Origin of the sequence: Kordia sp., assembly GCF_965224175.1 — a bacterium.
Taxonomy (GTDB): domain Bacteria; phylum Bacteroidota; class Bacteroidia; order Flavobacteriales; family Flavobacteriaceae; genus Kordia.
Map to the genome: position 1 here is coordinate 4,478,884 of NZ_OZ245041.1, position 25,586 is coordinate 4,504,469.

Annotated in this window: 29 protein-coding genes; 5 read left to right on the top strand and 24 right to left on the bottom strand. The window is 33.2% G+C overall.

Annotated elements, in window-relative coordinates; all coding sequences use genetic code 11:
- Positions 1–18: 18 nt before the first annotated feature.
- From ACOQOS_RS19370 to acs, 4 genes are all read left to right on the top strand, one after another.
- Positions 19–381 (top strand): response regulator transcription factor, encoded by a 363-nt coding sequence (locus ACOQOS_RS19370; RefSeq protein ID WP_420572128.1) that lies wholly within the window; start codon positions 19–21, stop codon positions 379–381.
- A gap of 74 nt (positions 382–455) precedes the next feature.
- The gene (locus ACOQOS_RS19375; RefSeq protein WP_420572129.1) at positions 456–680 is read left to right on the top strand and encodes a hypothetical protein; all 225 of its coding nucleotides are present in this window, start codon (positions 456–458) and stop codon (positions 678–680) included.
- Entirely contained in the window at positions 677–2,572 is a 1,896-nt protein-coding gene (locus tag ACOQOS_RS19380; RefSeq protein WP_420572130.1) for an acetate--CoA ligase, read from the top strand. Before ACOQOS_RS19375 ends, ACOQOS_RS19380 begins: the two co-directional genes overlap by 4 nt.
- A 13-nt stretch (positions 2,573–2,585) precedes the next feature.
- Complete coding sequence (acs, locus tag ACOQOS_RS19385; protein WP_420572131.1) at positions 2,586–4,493, top strand: acetate--CoA ligase; 1,908 nt, start codon at positions 2,586–2,588, stop codon at positions 4,491–4,493.
- A 137-nt stretch (positions 4,494–4,630) separates the two neighbouring features.
- On the opposite strand, the gene ACOQOS_RS19390 is transcribed toward acs, so the two are convergent.
- The 23 genes from ACOQOS_RS19390 to ACOQOS_RS19500 form a co-directional block, all read right to left on the bottom strand.
- The gene (locus tag ACOQOS_RS19390; protein WP_420572132.1) at positions 4,631–5,041 is read right to left on the bottom strand and encodes a hypothetical protein; all 411 of its coding nucleotides are present in this window, start codon (positions 5,039–5,041) and stop codon (positions 4,631–4,633) included.
- Between the two features lie 34 nt (positions 5,042–5,075).
- Positions 5,076–5,954 carry a hypothetical protein gene (locus ACOQOS_RS19395; RefSeq protein ID WP_420572133.1) on the bottom strand — a complete coding sequence of 293 codons (879 nt, stop codon included), beginning with the start codon at positions 5,952–5,954 and terminating at the stop codon, positions 5,076–5,078.
- A 169-nt stretch (positions 5,955–6,123) separates the two neighbouring features.
- Entirely contained in the window at positions 6,124–7,107 is a 984-nt protein-coding gene (locus ACOQOS_RS19400) for an alpha/beta fold hydrolase (protein ID WP_420572134.1), read from the bottom strand.
- 4 nt (positions 7,108–7,111) lie between these two features.
- The gene (locus ACOQOS_RS19405) at positions 7,112–7,531 is read right to left on the bottom strand and encodes a DUF1348 family protein (protein WP_420572135.1); all 420 of its coding nucleotides are present in this window, start codon (positions 7,529–7,531) and stop codon (positions 7,112–7,114) included.
- Positions 7,532–7,580: 49 nt separating this feature from the next.
- Complete coding sequence (locus ACOQOS_RS19410; protein WP_420572136.1) at positions 7,581–8,144, bottom strand: TetR/AcrR family transcriptional regulator; 564 nt, start codon at positions 8,142–8,144, stop codon at positions 7,581–7,583.
- Between the two features lie 157 nt (positions 8,145–8,301).
- Entirely contained in the window at positions 8,302–8,700 is a 399-nt protein-coding gene (locus tag ACOQOS_RS19415; RefSeq protein WP_420572137.1) for a GlcG/HbpS family heme-binding protein, read from the bottom strand.
- Positions 8,701–8,820: 120 nt separating this feature from the next.
- Positions 8,821–9,657 (bottom strand): helix-turn-helix domain-containing protein, encoded by an 837-nt coding sequence (locus tag ACOQOS_RS19420; protein WP_420572138.1) that lies wholly within the window; start codon positions 9,655–9,657, stop codon positions 8,821–8,823.
- Between the two features lie 7 nt (positions 9,658–9,664).
- Positions 9,665–10,237, bottom strand: coding sequence for a hypothetical protein (locus ACOQOS_RS19425; protein WP_420572139.1), 573 nt, complete (start codon positions 10,235–10,237; stop codon positions 9,665–9,667).
- A gap of 76 nt (positions 10,238–10,313) precedes the next feature.
- On the bottom strand, positions 10,314–11,690 hold the full coding sequence (locus ACOQOS_RS19430; RefSeq protein ID WP_420572140.1) for an exonuclease domain-containing protein: 1,377 nt from the start codon (positions 11,688–11,690) through the stop codon (positions 10,314–10,316).
- A 2-nt stretch (positions 11,691–11,692) separates the two neighbouring features.
- Complete coding sequence (locus tag ACOQOS_RS19435; protein WP_420572141.1) at positions 11,693–12,460, bottom strand: XRE family transcriptional regulator; 768 nt, start codon at positions 12,458–12,460, stop codon at positions 11,693–11,695.
- Between the two features lie 140 nt (positions 12,461–12,600).
- A complete protein-coding gene (locus tag ACOQOS_RS19440; RefSeq protein ID WP_420572142.1) occupies positions 12,601–13,011 on the bottom strand; it encodes a lysozyme inhibitor LprI family protein in 411 nt (136 codons plus the stop codon).
- 87 nt (positions 13,012–13,098) lie between these two features.
- Positions 13,099–14,418: a serine hydrolase domain-containing protein gene (locus tag ACOQOS_RS19445; protein WP_420572143.1), complete on the bottom strand. Its 1,320-nt coding sequence runs from the start codon at positions 14,416–14,418 to the stop codon at positions 13,099–13,101.
- Between the two features lie 58 nt (positions 14,419–14,476).
- Positions 14,477–15,274, bottom strand: coding sequence for a helix-turn-helix transcriptional regulator (locus tag ACOQOS_RS19450; protein WP_420572144.1), 798 nt, complete (start codon positions 15,272–15,274; stop codon positions 14,477–14,479).
- Between the two features lie 3 nt (positions 15,275–15,277).
- Positions 15,278–16,630: a DEAD/DEAH box helicase gene (locus ACOQOS_RS19455; RefSeq protein ID WP_420572145.1), complete on the bottom strand. Its 1,353-nt coding sequence runs from the start codon at positions 16,628–16,630 to the stop codon at positions 15,278–15,280.
- Between the two features lie 81 nt (positions 16,631–16,711).
- Positions 16,712–17,050, bottom strand: a complete 339-nt coding sequence (locus tag ACOQOS_RS19460) for a hypothetical protein (protein ID WP_420572146.1) — start codon at positions 17,048–17,050, stop codon at positions 16,712–16,714.
- Positions 17,051–17,280: 230 nt separating this feature from the next.
- Entirely contained in the window at positions 17,281–18,141 is an 861-nt protein-coding gene (locus tag ACOQOS_RS19465) for a GNAT family N-acetyltransferase (protein WP_420572147.1), read from the bottom strand.
- 106 nt (positions 18,142–18,247) lie between these two features.
- Positions 18,248–19,768, bottom strand: a complete 1,521-nt coding sequence (locus ACOQOS_RS19470) for a sulfatase-like hydrolase/transferase (RefSeq protein WP_420572148.1) — start codon at positions 19,766–19,768, stop codon at positions 18,248–18,250.
- A gap of 140 nt (positions 19,769–19,908) precedes the next feature.
- A complete protein-coding gene (locus ACOQOS_RS19475; protein WP_420572149.1) occupies positions 19,909–20,748 on the bottom strand; it encodes an SH3 domain-containing protein in 840 nt (279 codons plus the stop codon).
- Between the two features lie 138 nt (positions 20,749–20,886).
- Positions 20,887–21,507, bottom strand: a complete 621-nt coding sequence (locus ACOQOS_RS19480) for a hypothetical protein (RefSeq protein ID WP_420572150.1) — start codon at positions 21,505–21,507, stop codon at positions 20,887–20,889.
- 75 nt (positions 21,508–21,582) lie between these two features.
- Positions 21,583–22,095, bottom strand: coding sequence for a hypothetical protein (locus ACOQOS_RS19485; RefSeq protein ID WP_420572151.1), 513 nt, complete (start codon positions 22,093–22,095; stop codon positions 21,583–21,585).
- A gap of 21 nt (positions 22,096–22,116) precedes the next feature.
- Positions 22,117–23,370 carry an RNA polymerase sigma factor gene (locus ACOQOS_RS19490; protein ID WP_420572152.1) on the bottom strand — a complete coding sequence of 418 codons (1,254 nt, stop codon included), beginning with the start codon at positions 23,368–23,370 and terminating at the stop codon, positions 22,117–22,119.
- A gap of 3 nt (positions 23,371–23,373) precedes the next feature.
- Positions 23,374–23,724 (bottom strand): YciI family protein, encoded by a 351-nt coding sequence (locus ACOQOS_RS19495; protein WP_420572153.1) that lies wholly within the window; start codon positions 23,722–23,724, stop codon positions 23,374–23,376.
- Positions 23,725–23,802: 78 nt separating this feature from the next.
- Positions 23,803–24,294: a DUF2867 domain-containing protein gene (locus ACOQOS_RS19500; protein ID WP_420572154.1), complete on the bottom strand. Its 492-nt coding sequence runs from the start codon at positions 24,292–24,294 to the stop codon at positions 23,803–23,805.
- Between the two features lie 177 nt (positions 24,295–24,471).
- On the opposite strand from ACOQOS_RS19500, the gene ACOQOS_RS19505 reads away from it, so the two are divergent.
- Positions 24,472–25,203 carry a hypothetical protein gene (locus ACOQOS_RS19505; protein ID WP_420572155.1) on the top strand — a complete coding sequence of 244 codons (732 nt, stop codon included), beginning with the start codon at positions 24,472–24,474 and terminating at the stop codon, positions 25,201–25,203.
- Between the two features lie 16 nt (positions 25,204–25,219).
- Here the strand turns inward: ACOQOS_RS19505 and ACOQOS_RS19510 are convergent, their stop codons facing one another.
- Entirely contained in the window at positions 25,220–25,558 is a 339-nt protein-coding gene (locus tag ACOQOS_RS19510; RefSeq protein ID WP_420572156.1) for a winged helix-turn-helix transcriptional regulator, read from the bottom strand.
- Positions 25,559–25,586: the final 28 nt, after the last annotated feature.

A 25,586-nucleotide genomic window follows, 5' to 3' on the forward strand; every position in this document is an offset into this window, starting at 1 on the left:
GGTGTCAGTTATAAAGCAATGAAGAAAATATTAATTGTTGACGATGAACCAAACATCGTAATGTCACTAGAATATGCTTTTAAAAAGCAACATTTTGAAGTGTTTATTGCGAGAGATGGAAGTGAAGCATTAGAAATTTTACAACATCAAACACCTGATGTCGTATTGTTAGATATTATGATGCCAAATGTAGATGGATACCAAACGTTGACACACATCAAAAAAAATGACAGTTTGCAACATACAAAAGTTGTGTTTCTAACTGCTAAAAATAAAGCTTCAGACATTGAAAAAGGTATAAAACTTGGAGCAGATAAATATTTAACAAAACCTTTTTCAGTAAAAAAAATAATTTCAGAAATTCTGGAATTAATAACTTAGAAAGTCTTCTAAGTCTTTTAAAAAATGTTGGTTTTGTGTGCAAACAAACAATATTTAATTAAAGTTTTGAAGACATGAAATTACGTATCAATCCACTAGCATCAGATGTTATCATAACGATCTATGCTGTAGCAACTCTTTTCGTTCGATTAAAGTATGAAAGTGAAGCAAATGTGAGTACTATGAACTCTTTAATCATGGGTATATGTTTTGTGGTGATTATTTGGGCGTTGATAAAGCTTAAAGTGTTAAATCCGAATTGGTTTGGATTATTCAATCCCAAAAAATCGAAGTCATGAAATATCAAGAATTCTATCAAAAAAGTATAGAGCAACCCGAAGTTTTTTGGCAAGAACAAGCAGATCAACTTGACTGGCATACTCAACCAAAAACAATACTTTCCAAAGATACATACAACTATTATCAATGGTTTGAAGATGGAAAACTCAATCTGAGTTACTTGTGCATTGACAAGCATATTAACGATGGTTTTGGCGAACAAAATGCGATCATTTACGATACTCCTGTCACTCAAAAAAAGCAATACATTACGTTTAACGAGTTACATAAAGAAGTATCTAAACTGGCTGGAGGATTACAACAATTAGGACTGCAAAAAGGCGATACATGTATTATCTATATGCCAATGATTCCACAAGCAATCTATGCCATGCTAGCTTGTGTACGAATAGGTGTTATTCACTCAGTAGTTTTTGGTGGATTTGCACCACACGAACTTGCTATTCGTATAGATGATTGTAAACCAAAAGCAGTCATTACTGCATCTAATGGAATAGAAATTAAACGTATCATTCCATACAAACCTTTTGTTGATGAAGCAATTGAAAAAGCAATGCACAAACCAGCAAACGTAATTGTGTTTGATAGAAAACTAGGCGTAGAAATTCCACAAAAAACGTATGATGTCGATTATGATTTTTTAGTAGAAAATGCACTTTCTGTAGATGCAATTCCACTAGAATCTACGCATCCATCTTACATTCTATACACTTCTGGGACTACAGGAACACCAAAAGGAATTATTCGTGATACAGGTGGTTATGCGACAGCGCTAAAATTTTCTATGAAATATGTATATGGAGTTGATGAAGGCGATACATATTGGGCAGCCAGTGATGTTGGTTGGGTAGTAGGACATAGTTATATTGTATATGGACCTTTGTTACATAGAAACACAACAATTCTTTTTGAAGGAAAACCAATCAAAACACCTGATGCTTCTACATTCTGGCGTGTAATTAGTGAGCACAAAGTAAAAGTAATGTTTACAGCACCAACAGCAATTAGAGCCATTAAAAAAGAAGATCCAGAAGGAAAATTACTAGAACAATTTGATATGTCTTGTTTAAAATATCAATTTTTAGCAGGTGAACGCTGTGATGTTGCTACATTAAATTGGGTCAAAGATAAACTGAACGTTCCAGTCATTGACCATTGGTGGCAAACAGAAAGTGGCTGGCCAATGTTAGCAAATATGGCTGGTGTAGAATTACAACCAATTAAAGCAGGTTCTGCAAATTTTCCAGTTTGTGGATATGATATTCAAATTGTAAATGAAGCGGGAAAAAAAGCCTTGATACAAAAAGAAGGTTATGTGGTTGTTAAATTACCATTGCCTCCTGGCACACTACAAAACCTATGGGGAAATACAGAACGCTTCCAAAAAGGATATCTAGAACGTTTTCCAGGATATTATTTTTCAGGTGATGGCGGATATAGAGATGAAGATGGCTATGTGTTTATCACAGGTCGTGTTGATGATATCATCAATGTAGCTGGACATCGTTTGTCTACTGCAGAAATGGAAGAAGTTGTCGCATCTCATAAATCTGTCGCTGAATGCGCAGTATTTGGTGTGCATTGTGAGATAAAAGGGCAAAAGCCATTAGGTTTGGTCATTTTAAAATCTGGCGAAAGCCTTGAAAATGATAACATTCAAAAAGAAATCATACAAGAAGTACGGCAAGAAATTGGAGCAGTAGCATCATTCAAAGATGTTTTAATCGTAAATAGATTGCCAAAAACACGTAGTGGAAAAATTCTACGTAAATTACTGCGAAATATTGCAGACAAAAACGAATACAAAATTCCGTCAACCATTGACGATGTGACTATAATCAACGAAATAAAAGCCATCTACAAGAATTATCGTATTGGCATTTATAAATAAAAATTAAGCAACCATGAGTAATTATCATATAAAACACTTAGAAGAATATTATCAAGTATATCGAAAATCTGTTCGAAACCCTGAAGTATTTTGGGAAGAAATTGCAGAAGAACATTTTCTTTGGCGAAAAAAATGGGACAACGTGCTAAGTTGGGATTTTTCAAAACCAGAAGTGAAATGGTTTGAAGGAGCACAACTCAATATTACAGAAAACTGTATTGATCGCCATCTCTATACACGTGGTGATAAAACAGCCATTATTTTTGAACCAAACGATCCAACTGAAGAAGCTCAGCATATTTCTTACAGAGAACTGCACGAAAAAGTATGTCGTTTTGCCAATGTACTCAAAGAAAAAGGAATAGGTAAAGGTGATCGCGTATGTATTTATTTGCCGATGATTCCTGAATTAGCAATTTCAGTTTTAGCTTGCGCTAGAATTGGAGCCATTCATTCTGTAGTTTTCGCAGGATTTTCTTCCACAGCACTATCTACTAGAATTAACGACGCGACTTGTAAAATGGTGATTACAAGTGACGGATCATATCGTGGTTCAAAAACAATTGACTTAAAAGGAATTGTAGATGAAGCTTTAAAAGATTGTGATTGTGTAGAAAATGTATTGGTTGCTAAAAGAATCAACTCAGATATTCACATGGAAGCAGAGCGCGATCATTGGCTACAACCTTTGCTTGACGAAGCGTATAAAGATTGTGATCCTGAGATTATGAATGCCGAAGATCCATTATTTATTCTCTATACTTCTGGATCAACGGGAAAACCAAAAGGAATGGTACATTCTACCGCAGGATATATGGTATATAGCGCGTATACGTTTAAAAATGTATTCCAATACCGTGAAAAAGATGTGTATTGGTGTACGGCAGATATTGGATGGATTACAGGACATAGTTACATTGTATATGGTCCGTTATGTAATGGAGCTACAACAGTAATGTTTGAAGGCGTACCGAGTTACCCAGATTTTGGACGTTTTTGGGAAATTGTTGAAAAACACAAAGTCAATCAATTTTATACAGCTCCAACTGCCATTAGAGCATTGGCAAAAGAAGGTGTTGAACATTTAGAAAAACACGATTTATCCTCTTTAAAAGTACTAGGAACAGTAGGAGAGCCGATCAATGAAGAAGCTTGGCATTGGTATGATGACAATGTCGGCAAACGAAAAGCGCCGATTGTAGATACATGGTGGCAAACAGAAACAGGTGGAATTATGATTACACCAATTGCTTTTGCAACACCAACAAAACCAACCTATGCAACGTTGCCATTTATAGGAATTCAACCTGCATTGATGGACGAAAACGGAGAGGAAATCAAAGGAAATCAAGTAGATGGACGACTTTGTATTAAGTTTCCTTGGCCAAGTATGGCACGAACTATTTGGGGAAATCACCAGCGATACAAAGACACATACTTTTCAGCGTACGAAAACAAATATTTTACAGGAGATGGCGCTTTGCGCGATGAAGTTGGTTATTACAGAATTACGGGTAGAGTAGATGATGTAATTATTGTTTCTGGTCATAACTTAGGAACAGCACCAATTGAAGATGCGATCAACGAACATCCAGCTGTGGCAGAATCGGCAATTGTAGGATTTCCACATGATGTAAAAGGAAATGCGTTGTACGGTTATGTAACCTTAAAAGAAACAGGAGAAAGTAGAAATCATGATAACCTTCGCAAAGAAATCAATCAAATTATTACGGAGCAAATTGGACCTATTGCAAAGTTAGATAAAGTGCAATTTACCAAAGGTTTACCAAAAACACGTTCAGGGAAAATCATGCGACGTATTTTGCGAAAAATTGCGGGGAAAGATGCTGAAAACTTAGGAGATATCAGTACATTATTAAATCCAGAAGTAGTGCAAGATATCAAGGATAATGCGTTGTAAAAAGATACGTCATTCTGAACTTGATTCAGAATCTCACCAAAAATACGATACATATTTTTGAGAAACCTACTTAAGATTGATTTTACAATTTATAGAAAAAACTCCTTGAAACGTTCTGTTTTTGGGAGTTTTTTTAGTTAATGATATTGTTTCCAAACTTCTTCTGCTGACTTTAATTTTTTATAAAGTTTTTCCTGGTATATTTCTTTTAAGCGATACTTTCTAAATTCGCCGTCGTGCCAATTTCCAAATACTTTTCGTGGCATATAAGCGATGTCTCCATATGTATAAAACCACCTTTTTTTGCCTTCTTTATTGTCACAATAAATTAAGAAATCTAAATTTTCTTTGAAACATAGTGAATCAACATTCCTAAAAATCATTTCAACGCTTGTTCCTCTTTCAAAAATTAAATTAAACTTTCCGTTGTCTTTTTTCTGGAGATGAATATTGTCTATCAAGATAACAGCATCGGTTTGTACATATTTTGTAATTAGTACTCCAATAAAACAAGTAAAGACTAATGCTATAAATTTTAGTTTCACCATTTTGTTATGTGTTAAGTATTATACAAGATAGTCTCTATTTTTCTCTCAACCATTTTTGGATATTATTTTTATTCTTGAATCCTCTTGTGAAATATTGAAAGTCATAGGTTCTATCAAATTCAAGGTTAAAAACTGCTTCCAATTCTTTGATGAAATCTTTTAGGTTTTCAAGATTTGGAACTAAAGAGAGTTGTATCTTTTTGTTTTTGAAAGAACAATAATTTTCTTTTGAAAAATCATTCCAAGTAGCGTAAATATCTCGATTACTATCAGTAAGGTCAATTTGAAAAGATGCGCCATTTCCTTTAGGTTCAAAACCTCGCACAGATAGAAAAAGATTGTCGGTAAATTCAGTTTTTCCAGTAGTAACTTGACTTGCTTGTAATTGAAAAACAAATTCCCAATTAAATGTTGTTGGCGAAGTAACCTGAAGCGCATGCATCCATTGATATACTTTTGTAGATTTATTGTGCTTCTCAAAATAGCTTTCTATGTCGTTAAGCTGTGTTTGATATACTGGATTTTTACATAAATTCAGAATTCTTCGAGCGATAGATAGATCGGCATTTTTGGAAGCCAACATCGTTTCTATAATGTGGGACACTGTAGTTTCTATTTTGTCACTACAAACGAGTAACGTGAATAAATACCATGTTTCTTTAATATCATAAAAACTCAATCCATTTAAATCTTTTGTAAAATTATTTTTCTGTTCAAAATAGTGTTTTAGCGTCGTGTTTACATAATCAACAAGTAGTGGTGTTTTTACAAAAGGAACCATTCTTTTGATATGTTTTTCAGACGTTGGCGCATGTGTCGTTGAGTCAATTTTATTAATCAGTTTGGTTAGGTCTTTATGATTTCCTGTATAGGCTGCTTTTTGCTCTTGAAGTAATGAAATGAGATTTTGCATGGATCGCTGTATTTCTATAAATATAGAATTTTTTTCATGAGTTAGACCTGAACATCTTATTAAAAAACATCAAATATAATGCAGTGAAGATTTAATTGAAATATATATTATCTCTATTAAATCTCCACTGCATTCGAATCGATTTAAAAACTAATAAATAGAAATCGTCTTATTTTGATAATTTTTTCATAAAAACACGCATTTTTTGTATGATGTCTATGCCATCTTCTTCCAAAGCAAAATGTCCTGTATCGTATATGTAATACTCGATATTTTTAGCATCTTTCTTGAAAGCTTCGGCTCCACTTTCTGGAAAAAAGGCATCATTCTTTCCCCAAACCACTAAAACTGGTGGTTGATGTTCTCTAATAAATTGCTGCCATTTTGGATATAGTTTTATATTATTCTGATAATCATAAAACAAATCGAGGTGCATTTTATGTGCATTTGGTCGCTGCATACGGTAATAATCTAAATGCCAATTGTCTGGATTTACCAACTCAGGATTTCGAGTTCCGTGTGTGTATTGCCATTCCAAACCTTCTAATGAAAATGCATGTAACATTGTTTTCTCAGTTTCTTCATTTCTGTTTGCCCACAAATCTTTTGTAGTTTTCCAAGCTGCGCCAAGTCCTTCTTCATAAGCATTTCCATTTTGAGTAATAATGGCAGTCACTCTTTCTGGATGTGCAGTTGCAATTCTAAAACCAATAGGCGCGCCATAATCTTGCATCATAATAGCGTACGAATTGATGTTTTTCTGTTCTAAAAAACTATTAATTGTAGCTGCAATAGTATCAAATGTATAGGTATAACTATCACGAGAAGGAAAATCACTATTTCCAAAACCTGGATAATCTGGAGCAATCAAGTGAAATTCGTCACCTAACGATTGTAATACTTTTCGATACTGATGTGACGATGCAGGAAAACCATGTAGTAATACAATTGTTGGGTTTTCAGGATTTCCAGCTTCACGGTATGCAATATTTACATTATTAACTTTGATAGTTTTATAGTTCACATCATTAGTAGTTGTAGTAATTTCTGTATGTGTCATTTTTTTTTGTTTTTCTGTTGAATTTTTTTCTGTTGTTTGACAACTCATAACTAATAGTGCAGTCAAGAGTAGTGTGCTAAATATATTTTTCATGATTTTATAACTTTCGTTCAGATTCTTTAATAGCGAGATCATTGATACTTGCGTAGCGTTTTCGCATCAATCCATTTTCGTCAAATTCCCAATTTTCGTTTCCATACGCTCTAAACCATTGTCCAGATTCGTTTCTATATTCATACTCAAAGCGAACTGCAATTCGATTTTCGTTGTATGTCCAGAGTTCCTTTTTCAATTTGTAATTGAGTTCTTTTGTCCATTTATCAGCCAAAAAAGCTTGTACTTCAGCTCTACCATTAACAAATTGATCGCGATTTCGCCATTCTGTATCTACAGTATATGCTTTTGAAATCTTAATAGGATCTTTACTATTCCAAGCATCTTCTGCCATTTGAATTTTCTGTATTGCCGTATCTCTCGTAAAAGGTGGCAATGGATATTTCTGTTCTTCTTTAGTCATTGTTACTGTATTTTAACAAACGTTCGGTAAATTGATTAATTAAATTTTTTTAAGTCTTTAGATAGCGATTTTCAATTCTTTTTATAGTGTTCTCAAACACAGAAATAGTGTCCATTCCTTTAGTCACAATCAAACTTCCTTGTACTTCAATTAAGGTTTGTAAAGCATGTTGTGAAGCTTCCGTAGGAGTGAAACCTAAAACAATTCCGATTTCAGTAAAAGCGTCAATCCATTGTGTCATGCCATTGTTAATTTGTTGTTCAAACAATTCCAAACCTGTTTGCATAGACAAGGCTCTAAAAATGCAGACTTCGTTTCCGTTATCATACAATTTTCGAATACCATCTAATCCGTTTTTAAGGCGCAACTCAGCTGTATGTTGCTCATTTTGTAATGGTTGAAAAATATGTTCTTTTACCCACGTACTGATATAACTAAAAACTGCTTCTGCCATTTCTTGTTTTCCGTTTGGAAATCGGTGATATAAACTTGCTTTCTTTAAGCCAGTCGCTTCGGCTAATTCTTTCAAACTTGCACCTTCATATCCGTTGGAACGAAAAACTTTGGTTAAGCCGATTAAAATATCGTTATCTAATACTTTTTGTGGTCTCATGGTACAAATGTATGATGAAATTCTATATTTACCAAACGATTGGTAAAAAACTAAATTATTTAGAAAATTAGGAAAGTAGTATGTATGACTATCGCATACTAAAAAAGCGATCTAACAATAGTTAAGACCGCTTTTTTATTTATAATTGAGTGTTTTGTTAAAGTGACAAAGCGCCAGCTTCTGCTACTGTATGATCATTTTCAACAGAACTTCCACTTACACCAATTGCTCCAATAATTTCGCCTGCTGCGTTTTTAATTGGTACGCCACCAGGAAATGTAATCAATCCGTTATTAGAATGTTCAATGTTATAAAGTGCTCCACCAGGTTGCGATAACTCTCCAATAATTCCTGTGTTCATGTCAAAATAACGTGCTGTTTTTGCTTTTTTGATAGATATGTCTAATGAACCTAACCATGCGCCATCCATACGCGCAAATGCTACTAAATTAGCTCCTGCATCAACTACGGCAATATTCATTTTTGTATCAATCTCGATAGATTTTTCTTTGGCTACTGAAACTATTTTTTCTGCTTGCTTTAATGTGATATTCATAACTTACTGTTTTTTTTAATTACTAATTGTAGGCAAAATAACAGCAGAAAGTGTTCTTATCGATTACCAAAAAAGGTCATAGATTTATGAAAAAAGGTCATAATTTAAAAAGAAGGACTTTTAAGAAACTTTACTAGGACTATATCCGAATTTATTTTTAAACGCAATACTAAAGTTTGAAAGGTTGTTATATCCAAAATCGAAATAAATATCAGAAGGTTTGCAATCTCCTTGCTCCAGCATTTCTTTAGCTTTTTGAAGTCGTTTGTTTTGCAACCATTTCCCTGGAGAAACATCATATTCTTTGATAAAGTGACGTTTAAATGTAGACAAGCTCATGTTGCATAAAAAGGCAATTTCTTCCAGTTTTAAGTTGGAGTGTATTTTGCTTTCCACAATCTTTTTAAAAGAAGATGTTTCTTGGACAATTAAAGATTGTAAATAATGCTTAAATGTAGTTCCGTATTTATTGATAAGGTAGAGTAAGAGTTCTTCAAATTTTACAGAAAGTAAGTTTTCCATAAAAATTGCAGGTGCTTCATGAATTGTTGCTAAAGAATTTAGATACGAAGTAATATACGCATCATTCCGAATGACAAAATACGGAACTTCATCTTTTACACTTTGTGTTGTCTCTGTGTGTTTTTCTAAAAACTCTTTGAGTATTTTTTCAGAAAAGAATAATAGTTTACAATAATAAACGGCTTCAGTATCTAATAATTCAGTCCATAACCAATTTCCTTTTTTTAGCAATAAGGATTGCTCTTTATTTACAGCAACAGAATTTCCAGCAAAGTGTACTTGCTTTTTTCCAACTTGCAAAAAGCTAAACATATTCATTCCTAAATTAACCTTGCTTTTTACAACATCATTCGTCATTTTAAAATCATAGACAAACACATCTGGTTTCTTTTTTGTGCTAGTAAGATAAATTTCTGGAATGTTTTCTATTGCCATGGAGTTGCTAACTTGTTGGTATTACGAAGTTATTATTTATTTTCTCTATTTCCTTAGTTATTGATTTCAATTTTGAACTCCAGTAATTTAGATATTCATTAAGTTCAGATTCAGAGAATTCTTTGTCACGTACATTTAATCGTGTTTCATATTCAACCTTAATTTTTTCGAGATACGTCAAATAATCTACTGATTTTTTTGGAATAAATCCTGGACCGTTACATCCGCAAGTGTGAAATGTATTTCCAAGTGTATACATGCTTTTTATGATATTCCACTCTTTTATTTTGTCCTTTTTGGGAGCTTTAAAATCAAGTCCAATAGTATTCATTTCCGAACTACAGTCAGGACATTTGTACTTTTTATTTCTATATTGTTTTTCAAATCGATTGATTACCTCAGGATTATCAGCTCTAAATTTTCTCGATTTTTCTGAATCATAATTTATGTATACTAGTTTATAAGAATCCCAATCACCATTCTGCATAACAATATCTTCAACAATAGGTTGTTTGAAAGTTTTTCTACAGTCAAAACAAACGTAATGAGGTTTATATGTTTTAAATGCGTATCGACACATATTTTTAATTGTTAGGAATGATAATATAAAAGGAATTTTTGATAAAAGTTCCCATCTAAGTTATGAAATAAGTTTTCTATGAAAATACGACGCTAGACTGCATCTTAGTATTTACCAACACTTTTCGTAAAATACGTTGCACATCTACATTGTCTTTTTGTTTGATTAAATGATGTTCCAATTCGTCAGTATGACTGATTTGTAAATCGTGATCTACAAAACCATAACCGAGATATAAGCCGTTTTTTACCATAATGAAGGCTTCTTCATGTACGTTTCTACCTTTTTGCTTGATGATCAAATTTTGAGAAGATTCCTTACTGTGATCAATCGCTAGTTGTACACGTTGGTTATACGTTTCAATGGTTTCTTCATTTTTACAAATTCCTTGGCACGATTGAATCATGAAGTGTGAACATTCTTGAACATTTTCTTGCAAATGACAGTATTTTGGGCATAAATCAAATTGCATACATAAACGTTCTAAATAGGTTCTACAATCGCGAATATTATAGAAAACAATCAAAGGATTTTGAATCATTTTTGCATCATTAATGGCTAAATGTCGTACGCCACTACGATCTGCATATTCAAAAATGGCAAAACGTTTTGGCGTGCGTTTGGAAGCTACATTGTATCGTGGATAATGATGTTTTATGGCGGCATCTTCCATCAATAATGCAATGAGCTCGCTTCCTGATAATTCGTGATCGATGTCAGCTGTTTCACGACACAAATCCAATTCTTTTTTTGACTTGTTGTAAAAATGACTCAATACACGTTTTTGAATGTTTTTAGCCTTTCCGACGTAAATGATTTTTCCTTTTTTATTTTTAAAGTAATAAATACCAGGTTTTGTAGGTAAGTCGTCAAAAATCTTGCTAGGTAAATGTGGCGGTAATGTTGCTTCTTTTGATTCACGTTTTAAAAACTGCTGAAATGTTTCTGCAGCAGCTTCTTTCGTTAATAGTAATTGAAATAAAATCACAGTTGCAGCGGCATCACCTCTTGCGCGATGTCGATCGGAAATATGAATGTTCAACGATTTACACAATTTACCCAAACTATACGATTTTAATCCTGGAATAAGCGCACGCGATAAACGGACTGTACAGAGTTTCTTCCGACGAAAGTCTACATCAACTGCTTTAAATTCATTGCGAATTACGTTGTAATCAAAATTTACATTATGAGCGACAAAAATACTGTCTTTGGTAATGCTTAAAACATCATTGGCTATTTCTGCAAATGTTGGTGCATTGGCTACCATAGCATTATCAATACCTGTAAGCGCGGTAATATGTGTTGGAATTATTGCGTTTGGATTTACCAATGACGTAAATTCATCCACGATTGTTTCTCCATCAAACTTAAAAATAGAGATTTCAGTGATTTGGTTGCTACGTCCAGTCGTTTCAACATCAATAATGGTATACAATTGATTTTTAGACATGATTACGACATTCTTTTTACAGCTTCCAGTTCTACTTGCAATTCGCGAAACATCGCCATAATACTGCTCAGTTTGAGCTCTTTTTCGTCATATTCTTGCGTATTGATACAACAAGTAAACTCCCAAAGTTCCAATACATCTTCGAGTTGTACATGAAATGGCGCATATGCTTTGTTGTCACTACTCAATAATAAACCTTGACCAGTAAAATGCTTAGATACACGTTTGTACACCAAACCATCATTTTTAGTCAGGACAACATACGTACGACCATCTTTTACGTCATTAATATCATCTACAAATTTTGCTACAATGTATGAGCCATCTTTTACAGGCAACATAGAATCTCCTTTTATAGGAAATGCACGATGTGTTCCTGTAGGTAAGAAAGGCAATTTTATTTTTTCTAATTGTTCGATATATTCAGGATCTGCATAACCTGCCAAATATCCAGCAGATGCTTTTGTGGGAATGATTTCAATGAGTTCATTATCATTTTCATCAACGGTAATTGGAAATAACAATCGTTGATTCCCAACCTGCATAAACGAGGTGTCTTTGGCTTGCGTGAGGTCATTTTTGACTAAAATATCAATGGGTAATTTGAAAAAGTCTGATAAATCAATCAAGCGATCAATTGGCGGTTCAGAGCGACCTTCTTCGTATGAGCCAACCATAGAACGTGACCAACCTAAAGTTTCCGCAAAGCGTTCTTGTGAGAAACCTTTGAGCGATCGTAAATGTTTTATGTTTTTCTGAATATTTCGCATAACGTTTGGGTTTAAAAATCTACGTTACTACAAATATAAGCAAGTTTTGCTACAAATAGAAGTTTGTTGTTGAAACTACAGGTTTACATGTGGTTTTTTGTGATTGAATTTTAAGTAATGAGTTGGCATTTAGTTGATTGTCACTCGTTATTTAACATTTCCAAGAATGTCAATAAATACAACGCACGCTCACGAAATTGTCGTTTTTCATGTGTTGCTGTAGCAGCCATTGTCATAGTTCCACCTTCATATAATTTATGATAGAATGCTGCATAATATGCCAAATCTGCTTTTTGAAATTTAACCCAATGCGTTTGAGAATCAAATAATAAGTTCACAGATGCATTTTTTGGATTTTCTTTTAATTGTAGTAATGTAGTTTCCATCAGTTTTTTCCAAGAAACCAATGCTTCTTTCTCACATTTTACCGTACTAATCGTAGCAGGTGTAACATTTTCTAAGCATTTTCGATTTTCTTTATCAATAGGATGTGATTGACTAAAACTTATGCTAGCTGTAAACAAAACAAGAATGAAGACGAATTTTTTCATGACAAAAAGATAGTAATTTTTTAGAAATGAATACATGTTTTGAAATGTAGTTTCAATTAAATTACTACAGGATTTTAGGAAATATATCTACTTTTTATCAATATTAATTCCCTTCCATTGCACACCTTTAAAGTCCATCAAAATATGATACTTTCCAGAATTTTCTTTGACAAATTGAATTGATTCTTGTGAAGTTTTATCACCAAAGAATGTTGTTTCATTTTCTGGATAAATAGCACCATTGTTTTTTCCTTTTTGATAAATGAATAAACTATCATTTTCAACTTTTAATGTCAAAATTAAATGACCAGCATCTACAAAATCGTATGTTCCTTCGTATTTTAGTAATAGTTCTCTTGGAAGAGAAATTGCTGTTCTATTAATAGCTTTTGGCATGTTGACAGGTTTACCTTCAAGGATTTTCTGTAAATCTGTAACTAAATTTTGAAACGGAACTTCATCATAATTCGCCAAGAAAATAATGGTATATCTTTTGTCTAAATTTCGTTCAATATAAGCCCGTTTTCCGCGTGTTCCACCTGCATGCGAAATACTTCCATCATGAAGAATAGCTTTATGTTTTTTTGAGTCAAATTGTTTTGAAAATGCTACTAAATCATCTACAGTTGCATACAAGTTTCCCATTTGCATATCATCATCAGGAATAGAACATTCACACACAATAGTTGTATCATCATTGAGATAATGACCATGAGCATACTGTGTTTTTTGACCAACATTTTCATAAAAATTACTTCCTGAACCTTTCATGTGTAAAGGTGTAAAAAATGTATCCTGAAGATAATCTGCATATGAGTTTTTATGAATTTTTCCAATGATGTAATAAATCAATTGAAAACCAACATTAGAATAACGTTCTTCGGTTCCTGGTGTAAATTCTAAGGTTTCTCTCACGGCAAGTTCAATGACTTCTTCTGGTGATACATCTATAAGTTTTTTATTAGAAACACTTAATTCACGTGGTAATCCAGAACGATTTTCTATCAAATGTTGGATTGTAATTTTGTCACCATTAGGAAAATTAGGAAGGTATTTTTTAATAAAATCAGACCTTTTGAGTATTCCTTTTTCTTCTAATTGCAATACACTAATTTTTGCAAAAAGTTTAGATATAGAGCGTAAGTCAAACTGACTTTTTTCAGTAACAAATAGGGAAGAAGTAACATCTTCTGAAATATTATATGCTTTTCGTAACACTTCTTTTCCATCTTTCAACAAGAATACAACTCCATTAAACTGCTTTAACTCGGTGAGTTTAGTGAGATATTCGTCACTTTTTATACGTAAAGAATCATTAATGACAGTTGTAGAAGCTTTTGTAGGTTTCGTTACATTTTTACATCCAACACAAAATAAGAAAAGAGAAAGAAATAGAATTGCTCGCATCGTTTTTTTACAAATAAAGAATAATCTGTAGTGCTAAAATTGTAAAAATGGAAACTACCTAATGACGTAATAAAAACTCTGGTAAATTATTAAAGTAATATCGAGGAGTGGCGCCAGCAATGTTTTTGAAATCGCGAATAAAATGCGATTGATCAAAATAACCATAATCGTAACTAAGTTTTGTTAACGAAATTTCTGGATGCTTCACTTTATATTTTACCAAATCCAAAATACGTACCGTGATGATAAATTTCTTCAAACTATATAAAACCTCTTTTTTGAATATTTTGTTTAAATATTGACGAGATTTTCCAAAAGTAATCGCCAAATCGTTTACTGAAATTACTCCGCGTTCTGTATAAATATGTTCACATAATCGTTTTACAAATTCCATATTTGCTGAAAGCTTTAGGTTTTTGGAATGCATAAAAGAATTTGCCAATTCGATCCGTTCAGCAATGGTTACTTTGGTAAATAATTGATTATGAAGCTGTGATAGTTCAGTGTTTTTTATGGAAACATCTAAAATTCCTTTTGTAGGTAAGTAGGAAAAAAAATAAGCATTTGTCCATGGTTGAACTTTTATGGTAAAAAAAGTAATCATGTCCGAAAAGGTCATTTTAAAAGGAGGTTTCAAATCATGAATTGTAAACACTTTATATTGTATGGGAATCATTGTTGATTTTTCCCCATGAAAGAAATTCGCTTTTGCTTCTTTAAAAAACACAAAATCATAACAACCATCATCAATTAACGGAATGTGCTTCACATCTTGTTTCGCTTGTAAATGGATGAAATAATATTCCTTAAGAAACGGTTGAAGCGACTCTGCTGGCTTTGTAGTTTCTAAAACCAATGTTTACTTTCTTTTGTTTTTATTACGTCTGTTGTAATTTTTATCACCTCTCGTTTTTGGTTTTTTATATTTTTTGGCGATTTCTCTTCGATACGAACCACCTTGGTTGGTCTTTTTGTTTTTTTCCTTTTTTTCGTGAAATCCTTTAGCTAAACCTTCTGTTTTTGACGGATTGTTAACTTCACGAATACGCGTTTGTTCTTCCGGAGCCAGTTGATTAGAAATAGTAACTTCTTCAGGAAAATCGAGTTGCGGAATCTCATAATTCATTAAAGTTTCAATCGCTTCTTTGTATTCTAATTCTTTTGCAGTGTAGAATAAAATAGCGTTTCCTTTGGCTTCTGCACGACCTGCACGACCAATTCTGTGCATGTAGTTTTCAGGATAGTTTGGAGTATTAAAGTTGAATACATGTGTAATCATGTCTAAATCCAAACCACGTGCCATTACATCTGTAGCGACTAGAATTCTGTTTTCGCCTGCATTGAAATTTTCTATGGAACGAATTCTGTAATTCTGTGTTTTATTGGAGTGAATTACGGCAACATCTTCTCCAAAATCTGTTCGCAAACATTCAAATAAACGATCAGCGATGCGCTTGTTGGAGATAAAAACTAAGACTTTACTGTAGGTTTCTTTATCCTTTAAAAGATGTGTAAGCAAGTTTACTTTTGTATAAAAGTTTTGAACAACATAACAAGTTTGCGAAATATTATCTAAAGGTGTTCCGCTAACGGCAATCGAAATTTTATGTGGCGCCACAAAGAAATCATCAATTAATAGATTTACATCATCGGTCATCGTTGCAGAAAACATAATATTTTGACGTTGTTCAGGCAGCAATTCAAAGATATTGGTGATTTGATAACGAAATCCTAAATCTAACATCACATCAACCTCATCAATTACTAATTTCTTGATCGATTTCAGTTGTAATGCTCTACTAAGTACCAAATCATATAAGCGTCCAGGTGTAGCCACTACAATATCTGCACCTTGTTGTAAACTTTGTGCTTGTGTATTCATATTTACGCCGCCATACACACCAACAATTCGGACGTTGATATATTTTGCAAACAACTCAATTTGTTCTACAACCTGAATCACCAATTCTCGCGTAGGAACTAAGACTAAAATTCTCGGATTGACTTGTTTTGAGAATTTTAAATCGCGCAATAGCGGTAACATATAAGCAAATGTTTTCCCTGTTCCCGTTTGTGCAATTCCCACAACATCTTTTCCGCCACGAATTACAGAAAATGATTGTTTCTGAATAGGCGTTGGTGTTGTGAAACCTAAATCTTCAATCGCATAATGCAACTGTTTTGATAAGTCAAAATCCTGAAAAGTAGACATAACCGTATAAATTTTGCGCAAATGTAGTGTATTTCATCGCTTTAGCGTGATGAAAGCTGATTTTTTATAAGATACAACTTGTTAGTCAATGAATTCAATATAGGAAGAGGTTCCGCCAGATAAATCGCCATTTAGCCATTGCCAGTCAAAATTTAAAAGTAATTTTCCGTCCGCATTTTTTGAGATGCTTCCTTTAGAAGCACCTGATTTGAGTTCACCATCATCAGTAACGCATTGGAACAATAGTTCTATTTGATTCTCAGAAATTTGTTTGCCTACAACAAAGCCTTCTTTGATAGCGCCGCCTTTGTACGTGCCAGTAATTGTAGTTCCTTCCTGAAAATACTGAAAAACAGTCTCGTTAGAAGAAAGTCCATTTTTATTTTCTGTAGTGATGAATTTTTTATTGTTTAGTTTCAAGTGCTGTAGTTTTAGTTTTTGGAGTTTTCTTATAGTTTGTTCTCTATAGACAAGAACATTTTTAGCCCAATACTAGAGAGTAGAATCTCTGTCAGAATTTTTTAAAAAAACTCTGAAATGAGTCGTTTCATGACTTAGGTAAATATTTTCTAAAAGATAGTAAAAACAGTTGAATCGAATTGTTAATAAATAGCTTTATGTTCGTTATTGTCAGTTGGAAAATGATTTCACTATCCAAGTTCAAACGTCGTAATTCCAAAGATTTTATCCATGTCTACCTTTGGAGGATTTCCATAATACATACGCGCACATTCAAAAATATAGCTTGCATCATATTTTTCAATAAGCGTTTTAGCAGCAACATTACTCATAGGAATATCTATGTACAATAAATCGCCATTCACAGCATTCAAACAAGCTTGGTAAAGTGCTTCCGCAACGTTTAGATTGTCTGCAAAGAGCGGACAAATTTTATAACCTGTGTTTGCTTTTCGAACAATTGCAAAACCTTTTAGCTGATCGTTCTCAACATATTTAAATGTTTTATTCCGCGGAAGCTGTAACCAAGGTTTTAAAAATTGCGGACGAGGAAAACCAAAACATTTTTCATCGTAGTCTAAAATGGCTTGAAAGTCAGTGTCTTTGATAGAAGTGATGTGTTTGTCAACAGGAAAAGATATTCCTTTTTTTTCATAGCGAACATCTTTAAAAGCAATTTCAAAACCGCCTTTTTTGTAAAATGGTTGCATCGCAACAACGCCATCCATACCAATTGCTGCGTTTTTGTGCAATCGGGAAAGCAAAGTATCTCGTCGTAAATACCATAGTTTTTCACCAATTCCTTGTCCTCTGTATACAGGTTTTACAATGAAAAAGCCCATAAAACCATATGCACCATGATAAGAGACAATTGATCCGCCAGCAATGAGTTCATTTTTGTAATAAAAACCGTAAAAACCATCTGGATCTGTAGCAAAATATACTTCAGCATCATTAGGTCCAGGATTCCAGCCTTCTTCTTGTGCCCAAGTTACAAGTGTTTTTACGTCACTAAGGTCAAGTTTTTCAAATTGTAATTCGTTTATGTTCATGCTTGAAACCATATATTTTGTAATGAATCGGTTGTTTGATTCATTACAAAATATATAAAATTTTGAACATCGTATAAATACGAATGTTTAATTTATCATGATATGCTTAACGACTTAGTGCAATTGGTCCGTCAGTGACAGTTTTACGTCGAAGCAATCTGTTTTCTGCTTCTTGTAACTTGTTTGCTAATTCGTCTCTGATATCTTTATATTCAGGATTGTAAGCAAGATTTTCCATTTCGTTATCTTCAGCATCTGTCAAACGATACAATTCATACATTGTAGGATAACTTCCTAAAGCGTGGAAGTAATAAGCAAATTTCCATTCTTTGGTACGAATGCAACGAATTCGATTGGCAGCTAATACTGCCGAAGCATGATCTGCCGAACTTGCTTTGGTATCATCAAAGGTAAATAGAATTTCATCTTGAACGCTTTTTCCTTCTGCGATGATGGGTAATAAACTGTTTCCTTGTAATGCTTTTGACGGATTTTCTACATTAGCAATTGCTGCGATAGTTGGCATAATATCGATCAATGTAGCGAGTTCGTTAGAATTACGTTGTGCGATTGCATTTCCGTTTTTATCTTTACTAGGAAATAGGATAGGGTTCGAGAATACCATTGGAACATTCAGTGTTTCTTCATACACATTGAATGCTTTTTGTCGCATGCCTCCATGTGCTAAGCCCATTTCTCCGTGGTCTGAAATACGAATCACAAGAGCTTCATCTGCCATACTATTTCCAGTGTCACTTACACGATACAATTCGTTAATGAACTGTCCGATTTGACGATCTATTTTTGTTAGTGTATGTGCATAGAAATTGATGTAGTTTAATTTATCATCATCATTTGGCAAATCTCCTAAAAGAATGTTTGCCGATTGGACAATCTGGAATTGTGCCATTGGTTTTTTATTTTTTAGTAAATCTTCATTTACTGAATACGGTAAACCAACACTTCTGCCAGACCAATCACTTTCCGAATATCCAAAGTCTACACCATTTGGATATGCTAAAACATCATGTGGATTTACTAATGATAATACTAAACAGAATGGAACGCGTTTTTTACCATTTTCACGATCGCTACGCACTTTTTGTAAAAAATCGATTCCTTGTTGAATGTACATTTCATCATGATTTGCATATCCACCACCAAAGTTTTGTGGTTTTACATCTTCTCCGGCGTCAGGTGCAATCCATCCTCTAAATCCTGTGAGTGCTATATCTGAAGCTGTTAAGCCATTTTCAGATTCTCCTTTGCTTAAATGCCACTTTCCTCTGTATTGCACATCGTAGCCTTCACCAGAAAGCATTCGTGCCATATTGTATATTTTTGGATTGAGTTGTATTTCGGCATCCGAATAGCGTCCGCCAAAAGTAAGCGTTTGCGTAACGCCGTGTTGTGATGGATATACGCCTGTAAAAAGAGTGGTTCTACTTGGAGAACACATACAAGAGTTGCAAAACGCTTTGTTGAAAGTAAAGCCATGATCTTTTAAGAATGTCATGGTTTTTAGATTTTCGGTTTCCCAATTTTCCGGGAAGTTTTGAGTAGCACGTTCTTGATCAGTGATGATTAAGATAATGTCTGGTTGTTCTGGTAGTTTGGTAAGATTCATAGATTATTGTTTTGATTAAAATTATAATAATCTACTTAAAGAAATTAGCGTACAACTACGTGATTTTTAGAATGGTTTTTAGTATTGAAGTAATTAATTCTTCAAAAAGAAATCATTCAACCATACTATTTTTAGAGTTTTTATTGCTCGCTATTTTTGTCAAAATTGACAACTTCCCATGTACCATTTACCATAAGTGGTTTGGCATTCATTTGCATAAAGTGTTTGCGTACTTTTTGACTGCGTGTGTATTTTTTGTTGGTTGTATAATCTTTGACCATTTCCATAATTTCCATGATTCTTTTGTCATCATTACCAACATCTACATCAAATGTGAAAATTCGTTCTTTGAGAAGATTTCTTTTATCATCCATAAGTCTGTATATATGATCATAGCCATATTCTCCGAATTCTGTTTTTTCAATTTCTATGATTTTTCCGTCTTTTAAGTAGCTATAAACAGAAGTTTCAGCATCACCAGCTTCTTTTCGTGTAATGCCTAAATCAGACCATGATTTTACATTAAATGTCCCAAAGTGTGGGAAGCTAAATTGTTCATTGGTGATGATATCATTTGCCACATCATCGCCTTCATTTTTTACAGCGCCACCAAAAATCCAGCCTTTTTTGTCATCTTTTGTGGTTACTTCTAGCCAATGACTGTTGTAAACAACACTACGCAGTACGATTTCCTCTGTTGAATTAGATTTTTTTCCAGTAAATGTTAAGTCAGTTCCTTTATAAGTACCAATTATTTCTCCTTTTGTGCTAGCAATAGCACGTACATTGATATTGTCTACCCAAATATAATATGTGTCAAATTCATTTGTTTCTTCGGCAGCTTCAATAGTTTCAGGAGTTTCTGAAGTTACTTCGTTACTTGGTTGCTCAACATTTTTTTTAGTTTCTCCAGCGCAAGCTGTTAGTAAAACAATCGCAAATAATACGTAGAATTTTGAGATATACGAATAGATTTTCATTTGATGAATGATTGGTTAGTGTTGTTTCTAAATTTAAGAAATATTAAACATTTTACCTCATAAAAAGATAGCATATGGCATAAAAAAACGCTAACAAGAAAAAATCAAGCTAGCGTTTCATGCACGTTTATATAGATTTTACTTTTTGTACATAATCGATTTGTCAATCATTTTGATAGTTTCTTTTCCTTCTTCTGTTGGATTTCCATATTCGTCAGCAGAATCTTGAAAAGCGATAATTCTTGTTTTTCCGTCTTTCATTTTTATCTCTAGTAAATCTAAGGTCAGTTTTTCTCCCATAAGATTTACGTTGATTCTTTTCCCTTTCAATTTTCTGCTTCCTAATTGAAGTGATGTTTTTTCAATTTTGCAGTTACTTTTTCCAAATCTTCCTGAAATTTCATCAACAAAACTATCTAAAGTTCCAACAGCAATTTCAAAATACATGATGACATAATTGTTACCATCAAATGTCCAGTTTTTATATCCGAAAGAAGATTCATATTCAAAACCGAAACTTGTAGGATAATCAAAGGAAATAGTTCCGTTATCAAATGTTTTTGAATTGGCTAGCGTTACCGAAATCGTATTTCCGTCTCGCCTAATTTCTTCGCCTTCGGAAATTTTATAATCTTTACCATTAATCGTAACAACCATTCCGGCTTTTGGTTCTTTTGATGAATCTCCTTTTTGTGCTTGTGCAACGTATATATTTCCAATGAGAAATAAAGAAAGTAGCAATGTTAATGAAAATTTCATATATGTATTATTAAGTTATATGTAAACCTACAATTTTCTTTTGAAATATACACAAATTGTTGCTTTTGATGAGAATTATTTGCTTAGTAAAGCTTCCATTTTTGTATTAAATATAGCACGGATTTCTCCTCTGAGGACATCAAATCTTGTTATAACACAATTGCCGCCAAAGAGGATGATAGCCACTTTTTTTCCTTTGAAAGTATCTTTAATAAACATACTTCTATCGTCTGAGTTTCGCCTGAATTTACGAAATAATATGTATTTATTTGAACTGTAAAAACGTTCTGCGATTTCTATAACGCGGTTTTCAAGAGCTTTCTTCTCTCCTTCAGATAATCGCATACTTTTACTAATACTGTAAAGCATCATACAGTGCGCTAAAGAATTTAGATGTAGTTTTGTTTTTCTTCGTAAAGAATCTATAATTTCATTTTCGGCTAAATCTTCAAAGGTGAAGTTGATCACAGTTGCAATTTTTTCATGATCTATTTTCAAGGAATCAGTTTCTTTGAAAACTAAATTTTCTTGTGCGTCAACAGAAAAAGTGATCATGAAAAACAAGAATGAGTAAAAGAGACTTTTCATGGTGTTAGATACTTTACAAAATCAAGAGCGATTAAATTTTGAAACTAAATCTACTCGTTTTTTCTGTAAATATTCCTTTTCAGAAGAATTTGTGACTGTTTTTAACGCTAAGTTAAGATTTTCAATAGCTTTTGGGATATTTTTAGTAGCTACATAGTAGTCAGAAAGTGTTCCGTAGTATAAATAACTACGTTGTTCTAAATCGCTAGCTTTGAGTTGATTCAAATACTGCTTTGCTTTGTTAAAATCTAAGTTTTGCAAACATACAACTGCCATGGTCAATGTGTGAATTGGCGTAGGTTGCATTTCATACAAACATTCATACCAATATAAAATTTTAGTCCAATTGGTTTCGTCAAAATGTGAAGCGCGTAAATGTTCAGCGGCAATGGCGGCTTCGTAATGGTAACAAGAATATTCAGTATCTATCACTGCTTTATTCATCATTGTATTCCCAAGTTGAATTAGTGGAAAGTGCCATAAACTACGATCTTGATGTTTTAAATCGAGAATTTCGTTTGCAGAATTTATTTTAGCTTCCAAACGCGCCGAATGAAAACACATCAAAGCAAATAATGCATAAGCTGCAGAAGTGCGTGTGAGTTCGTTTTTGAGCAGCATTTGACACAATCGCATAGCTTCTCCGCATAATTCTTTACGAATCAAGGTTTCTTGTGTATTGGAATGAAATCCTTCGTTAAAAATTAAATACAATACTTCCATTACACTTTCCAAACGTTGTGGCAATGCTTTTCCTTGTGGAATATGAAATTTGATATCTCCTTTTTGAATAATTTTTCGAGCGCGGAATAAACGTTTTTTTACAGTTTCTTCTTTAGTCAATAATGCAGAGGAAATTTCTTTAATACTAAATCCAGAAACAGTTTTTAAGGCAAATGAGATTCGATCGCGTGGATCTAAATTTGGATGACATGCCGTGAAAATCATACGCAATTGCGCATCTTCAATTTCGGTGTCTAAGAATAATTCATTGACGGCAATAAAATCGCGACTCTGCTGAAGGTTAGGAAGTAATTTTTTTTCAGTTTTTAATTTCCTAAAAATATCCAACACTCTATTTTTGGCTGCTTTGGTCAACCAAGCTTCTGGATTTTCAGGTTGTTGCTGTCGCCACGCAACACTGGCTTTTATAAATGTGTCTTGAACCGCATCTTCGATAATTTCGAGATGTGCAAGCCCAAAAATTCGGGTTAACACAGAGACCATTTTTCCACTGTGATAGCGGAATAAATGGTCTATGAGTTTTGATTCCATTTCTTAATGATCTTCAAAAACAGTTACTTCTCTAATTTCAACAGTTCCGCCCAAATCGTAATCTGGAAAATCTTGTGCAATTTCTTGAACTGCGTCAAAATCTTTCGCGACAACTAAATAGTAACCGCCAATAATTTCTTTCACTTCTGTAGAAGTCAAATCGGTTACGGTACGATTTTCTCCAACAATACGACGAATTTGAGGATTCAATGCATTTCCTCCGCGTAAAATGCCTGCTTCTTCCATTTTATTTCCCCAAGCAAACCATTTTCCCATACGGTTTTGTAATTCTTCTGGCGAAAGCCCTAAATCAGCGTAATCAGCTCCGACGAAAATCATCATAAATTCTTTCATAATAGTGTATTTTTATATTGTTATATTTTTAAGACGTTTGACCAAAGACAAAAGAGGACACATTATTAAATTATTTTTCTAAGAACTTCTAAACGCTTGACCAACCATACGTTTTACAACCATTCTATGAAATGGTTTGATGAGGTTCATGTATATTTTTCCTTTTTTATTATTGTATTCAACCAAAGTTGTCACTTTTACATTATGCTTAGGTTCATTGGTGTCAGTAACAATAGCTCTAAAATTTAAATGACTATCATTGGCTCCTAAAATAACTTCATTTGGCGAAATATCATAAATCTTAAAAAACTTTATATAACCACCAACTTTAAAATCATTGTTAAGATCTTTTGGAATTTCGGTTTTCAGTCCAAAGAATTGTACAATAGCATTTCGAATTTTAAATAAAAAACCAACCCATTTTGGCGAAGTATTAAAAATTTGATTGGTAATTTCTTCGATGGAATCTTTTTGATTCGTGGTAGAAAATGTATCGGCAAAATCAACTTTTGAAAATAATTGTGTTGCCTTTTCAGAAATAAAAACGGTTTCCTCTTTTACTTTTGACATTGTGATTAGGTGTAAAAATGTTGGTAATAGTAAGGAATCATAAAGTTACATCATAAATGCGATTTCTGTGTTTTTTTTAGCTAAAATTGTCCGATTTTTTGTTCTATGGATGATTTCGGACATTACTTTTTTCAGGTTGTTTTAAACTTGTTTGATAATCATTAAAAAATCGATTTTATGAAACGATCTGTAAAACAAATACTAATGTTAGCACTTATTATAACTGCTTTTTCAAAGACGAGTAGTGCGCAGACAAAAAAGAAAGAAACTACAAATGCTAATAAATTTTATGTTACTTTTCATGTCGGATTTGGCTCAATGATAGCAAAAGATAGAAGAAGTTTGAGTTCTTCCTTAATGCTACAGTTGCAAAATAAAAAATTATGGGGTTTTGGTCTTAATACTACAAGTGCATTATTTGATTCAAAACCATTTGATAGCAATCCACCAAGTACCAGCATTCGTAATTTTAATCCAACAGTTGATGAACCTTTTACAAGAGTTCGTAGAAATGGTCTTGCAGGAGATTCTTTTGGAGTGTTTGCCGCTTTTGCTTCTAAAGGTTATAAAATTAATAACCGATTTATCATAGACTTTCAATTAGGACCTTCATTGGTAAGATATAAAGAACATAATTATAGTTATTCATATTCGCCACGCACTAGTCCTGGTTTTTTTGGAGTAGGAAGTCCGCCAACTTTGGTTGTACAACCAGAAGAAACTTCAGGAACTATCATTTATGGAACTCATGTAAGAGCTAGTATTCAATGTCGTTTTTTCAATAGAACAGTAATTGAGTTAGCGCCTTTTTTAAATTTAAATAGAAAACGAAACTTATTTGGAATCCACTTAGGAATTGTATTTGGTAGAGGCTACAAAGAGAAAATAGTCCAACCTGAAAAAATGTAAATTACAATTCAATTATTTATTGTAAATGCTCATTGCTCCATTGCATCATTTGCGTTAATAATGGTTTCAGTGAAGTTCCTCTTTCTGTGAGACGATACTCTACTTTTGGAGGAACTACTGGATAGACTTTGCGTGAAATGATATGAAGTTTTTCTAGATCTTTTAATTGTTGAGACAACATTTTTTGACTGATTCCTGTCATAGCTTTATCCAGTTCATTGAATCGCATGACTTCGTGCAACAGTAACAACCAAATAATGACAGGTTTCCATTTTCCGCCAATTCGCTCCATAAAAATTGTAATAGGGCATTCTTGAGCAGCTTCGTATTTTTTTTCAGTATTTTTTAATTCCATAAAGCCTTTAAAAACAATTTTCCTACTG

Bases quoted from the DNA above. Each gene is read 5' to 3' on its own strand.
- ACOQOS_RS19500 (WP_420572154.1), bottom strand. From the start codon at position 24,294: ATGTCAAAAGTAAAAGAGGAAACCGTTTTTATTTCTGAAAAGGCAACA.
- ACOQOS_RS19480 (WP_420572150.1), bottom strand. From the start codon at position 21,507: ATGAAATTTTCATTAACATTGCTACTTTCTTTATTTCTCATTGGAAAT.
- ACOQOS_RS19455 (WP_420572145.1), bottom strand. From the start codon at position 16,630: ATGTCTACTTTTCAGGATTTTGACTTATCAAAACAGTTGCATTATGCG.
- ACOQOS_RS19490 (WP_420572152.1), bottom strand. From the start codon at position 23,370: ATGGAATCAAAACTCATAGACCATTTATTCCGCTATCACAGTGGAAAA.
- ACOQOS_RS19425 (WP_420572139.1), bottom strand. From the start codon at position 10,237: ATGTGTCGATACGCATTTAAAACATATAAACCTCATTACGTTTGTTTT.
- ACOQOS_RS19405 (WP_420572135.1), bottom strand. From the start codon at position 7,531: ATGACTAAAGAAGAACAGAAATATCCATTGCCACCTTTTACGAGAGAT.
- ACOQOS_RS19440 (WP_420572142.1), bottom strand. From the start codon at position 13,011: ATGAAAAAATTCGTCTTCATTCTTGTTTTGTTTACAGCTAGCATAAGT.
- ACOQOS_RS19375 (WP_420572129.1), top strand. From the start codon at position 456: ATGAAATTACGTATCAATCCACTAGCATCAGATGTTATCATAACGATC.
- ACOQOS_RS19420 (WP_420572138.1), bottom strand. From the start codon at position 9,657: ATGGCAATAGAAAACATTCCAGAAATTTATCTTACTAGCACAAAAAAG.
- ACOQOS_RS19370 (WP_420572128.1), top strand. From the start codon at position 19: ATGAAGAAAATATTAATTGTTGACGATGAACCAAACATCGTAATGTCA.
- ACOQOS_RS19410 (WP_420572136.1), bottom strand. From the start codon at position 8,144: ATGAGACCACAAAAAGTATTAGATAACGATATTTTAATCGGCTTAACC.
- ACOQOS_RS19470 (WP_420572148.1), bottom strand. From the start codon at position 19,768: ATGAATCTTACCAAACTACCAGAACAACCAGACATTATCTTAATCATC.
- ACOQOS_RS19445 (WP_420572143.1), bottom strand. From the start codon at position 14,418: ATGCGAGCAATTCTATTTCTTTCTCTTTTCTTATTTTGTGTTGGATGT.
- ACOQOS_RS19415 (WP_420572137.1), bottom strand. From the start codon at position 8,700: ATGAATATCACATTAAAGCAAGCAGAAAAAATAGTTTCAGTAGCCAAA.
- ACOQOS_RS19435 (WP_420572141.1), bottom strand. From the start codon at position 12,460: ATGCGAAATATTCAGAAAAACATAAAACATTTACGATCGCTCAAAGGT.
- ACOQOS_RS19485 (WP_420572151.1), bottom strand. From the start codon at position 22,095: ATGAAAAGTCTCTTTTACTCATTCTTGTTTTTCATGATCACTTTTTCT.
- ACOQOS_RS19395 (WP_420572133.1), bottom strand. From the start codon at position 5,954: ATGCAAAATCTCATTTCATTACTTCAAGAGCAAAAAGCAGCCTATACA.
- ACOQOS_RS19475 (WP_420572149.1), bottom strand. From the start codon at position 20,748: ATGAAAATCTATTCGTATATCTCAAAATTCTACGTATTATTTGCGATT.
- ACOQOS_RS19430 (WP_420572140.1), bottom strand. From the start codon at position 11,690: ATGTCTAAAAATCAATTGTATACCATTATTGATGTTGAAACGACTGGA.
- ACOQOS_RS19510 (WP_420572156.1), bottom strand. From the start codon at position 25,558: ATGGAATTAAAAAATACTGAAAAAAAATACGAAGCTGCTCAAGAATGC.
- ACOQOS_RS19390 (WP_420572132.1), bottom strand. From the start codon at position 5,041: ATGGTGAAACTAAAATTTATAGCATTAGTCTTTACTTGTTTTATTGGA.
- ACOQOS_RS19495 (WP_420572153.1), bottom strand. From the start codon at position 23,724: ATGAAAGAATTTATGATGATTTTCGTCGGAGCTGATTACGCTGATTTA.
- ACOQOS_RS19465 (WP_420572147.1), bottom strand. From the start codon at position 18,141: ATGAACATAAACGAATTACAATTTGAAAAACTTGACCTTAGTGACGTA.
- acs (WP_420572131.1), top strand. From the start codon at position 2,586: ATGAGTAATTATCATATAAAACACTTAGAAGAATATTATCAAGTATAT.
- ACOQOS_RS19400 (WP_420572134.1), bottom strand. From the start codon at position 7,107: ATGAAAAATATATTTAGCACACTACTCTTGACTGCACTATTAGTTATG.
- ACOQOS_RS19505 (WP_420572155.1), top strand. From the start codon at position 24,472: ATGAAACGATCTGTAAAACAAATACTAATGTTAGCACTTATTATAACT.
- ACOQOS_RS19380 (WP_420572130.1), top strand. From the start codon at position 677: ATGAAATATCAAGAATTCTATCAAAAAAGTATAGAGCAACCCGAAGTT.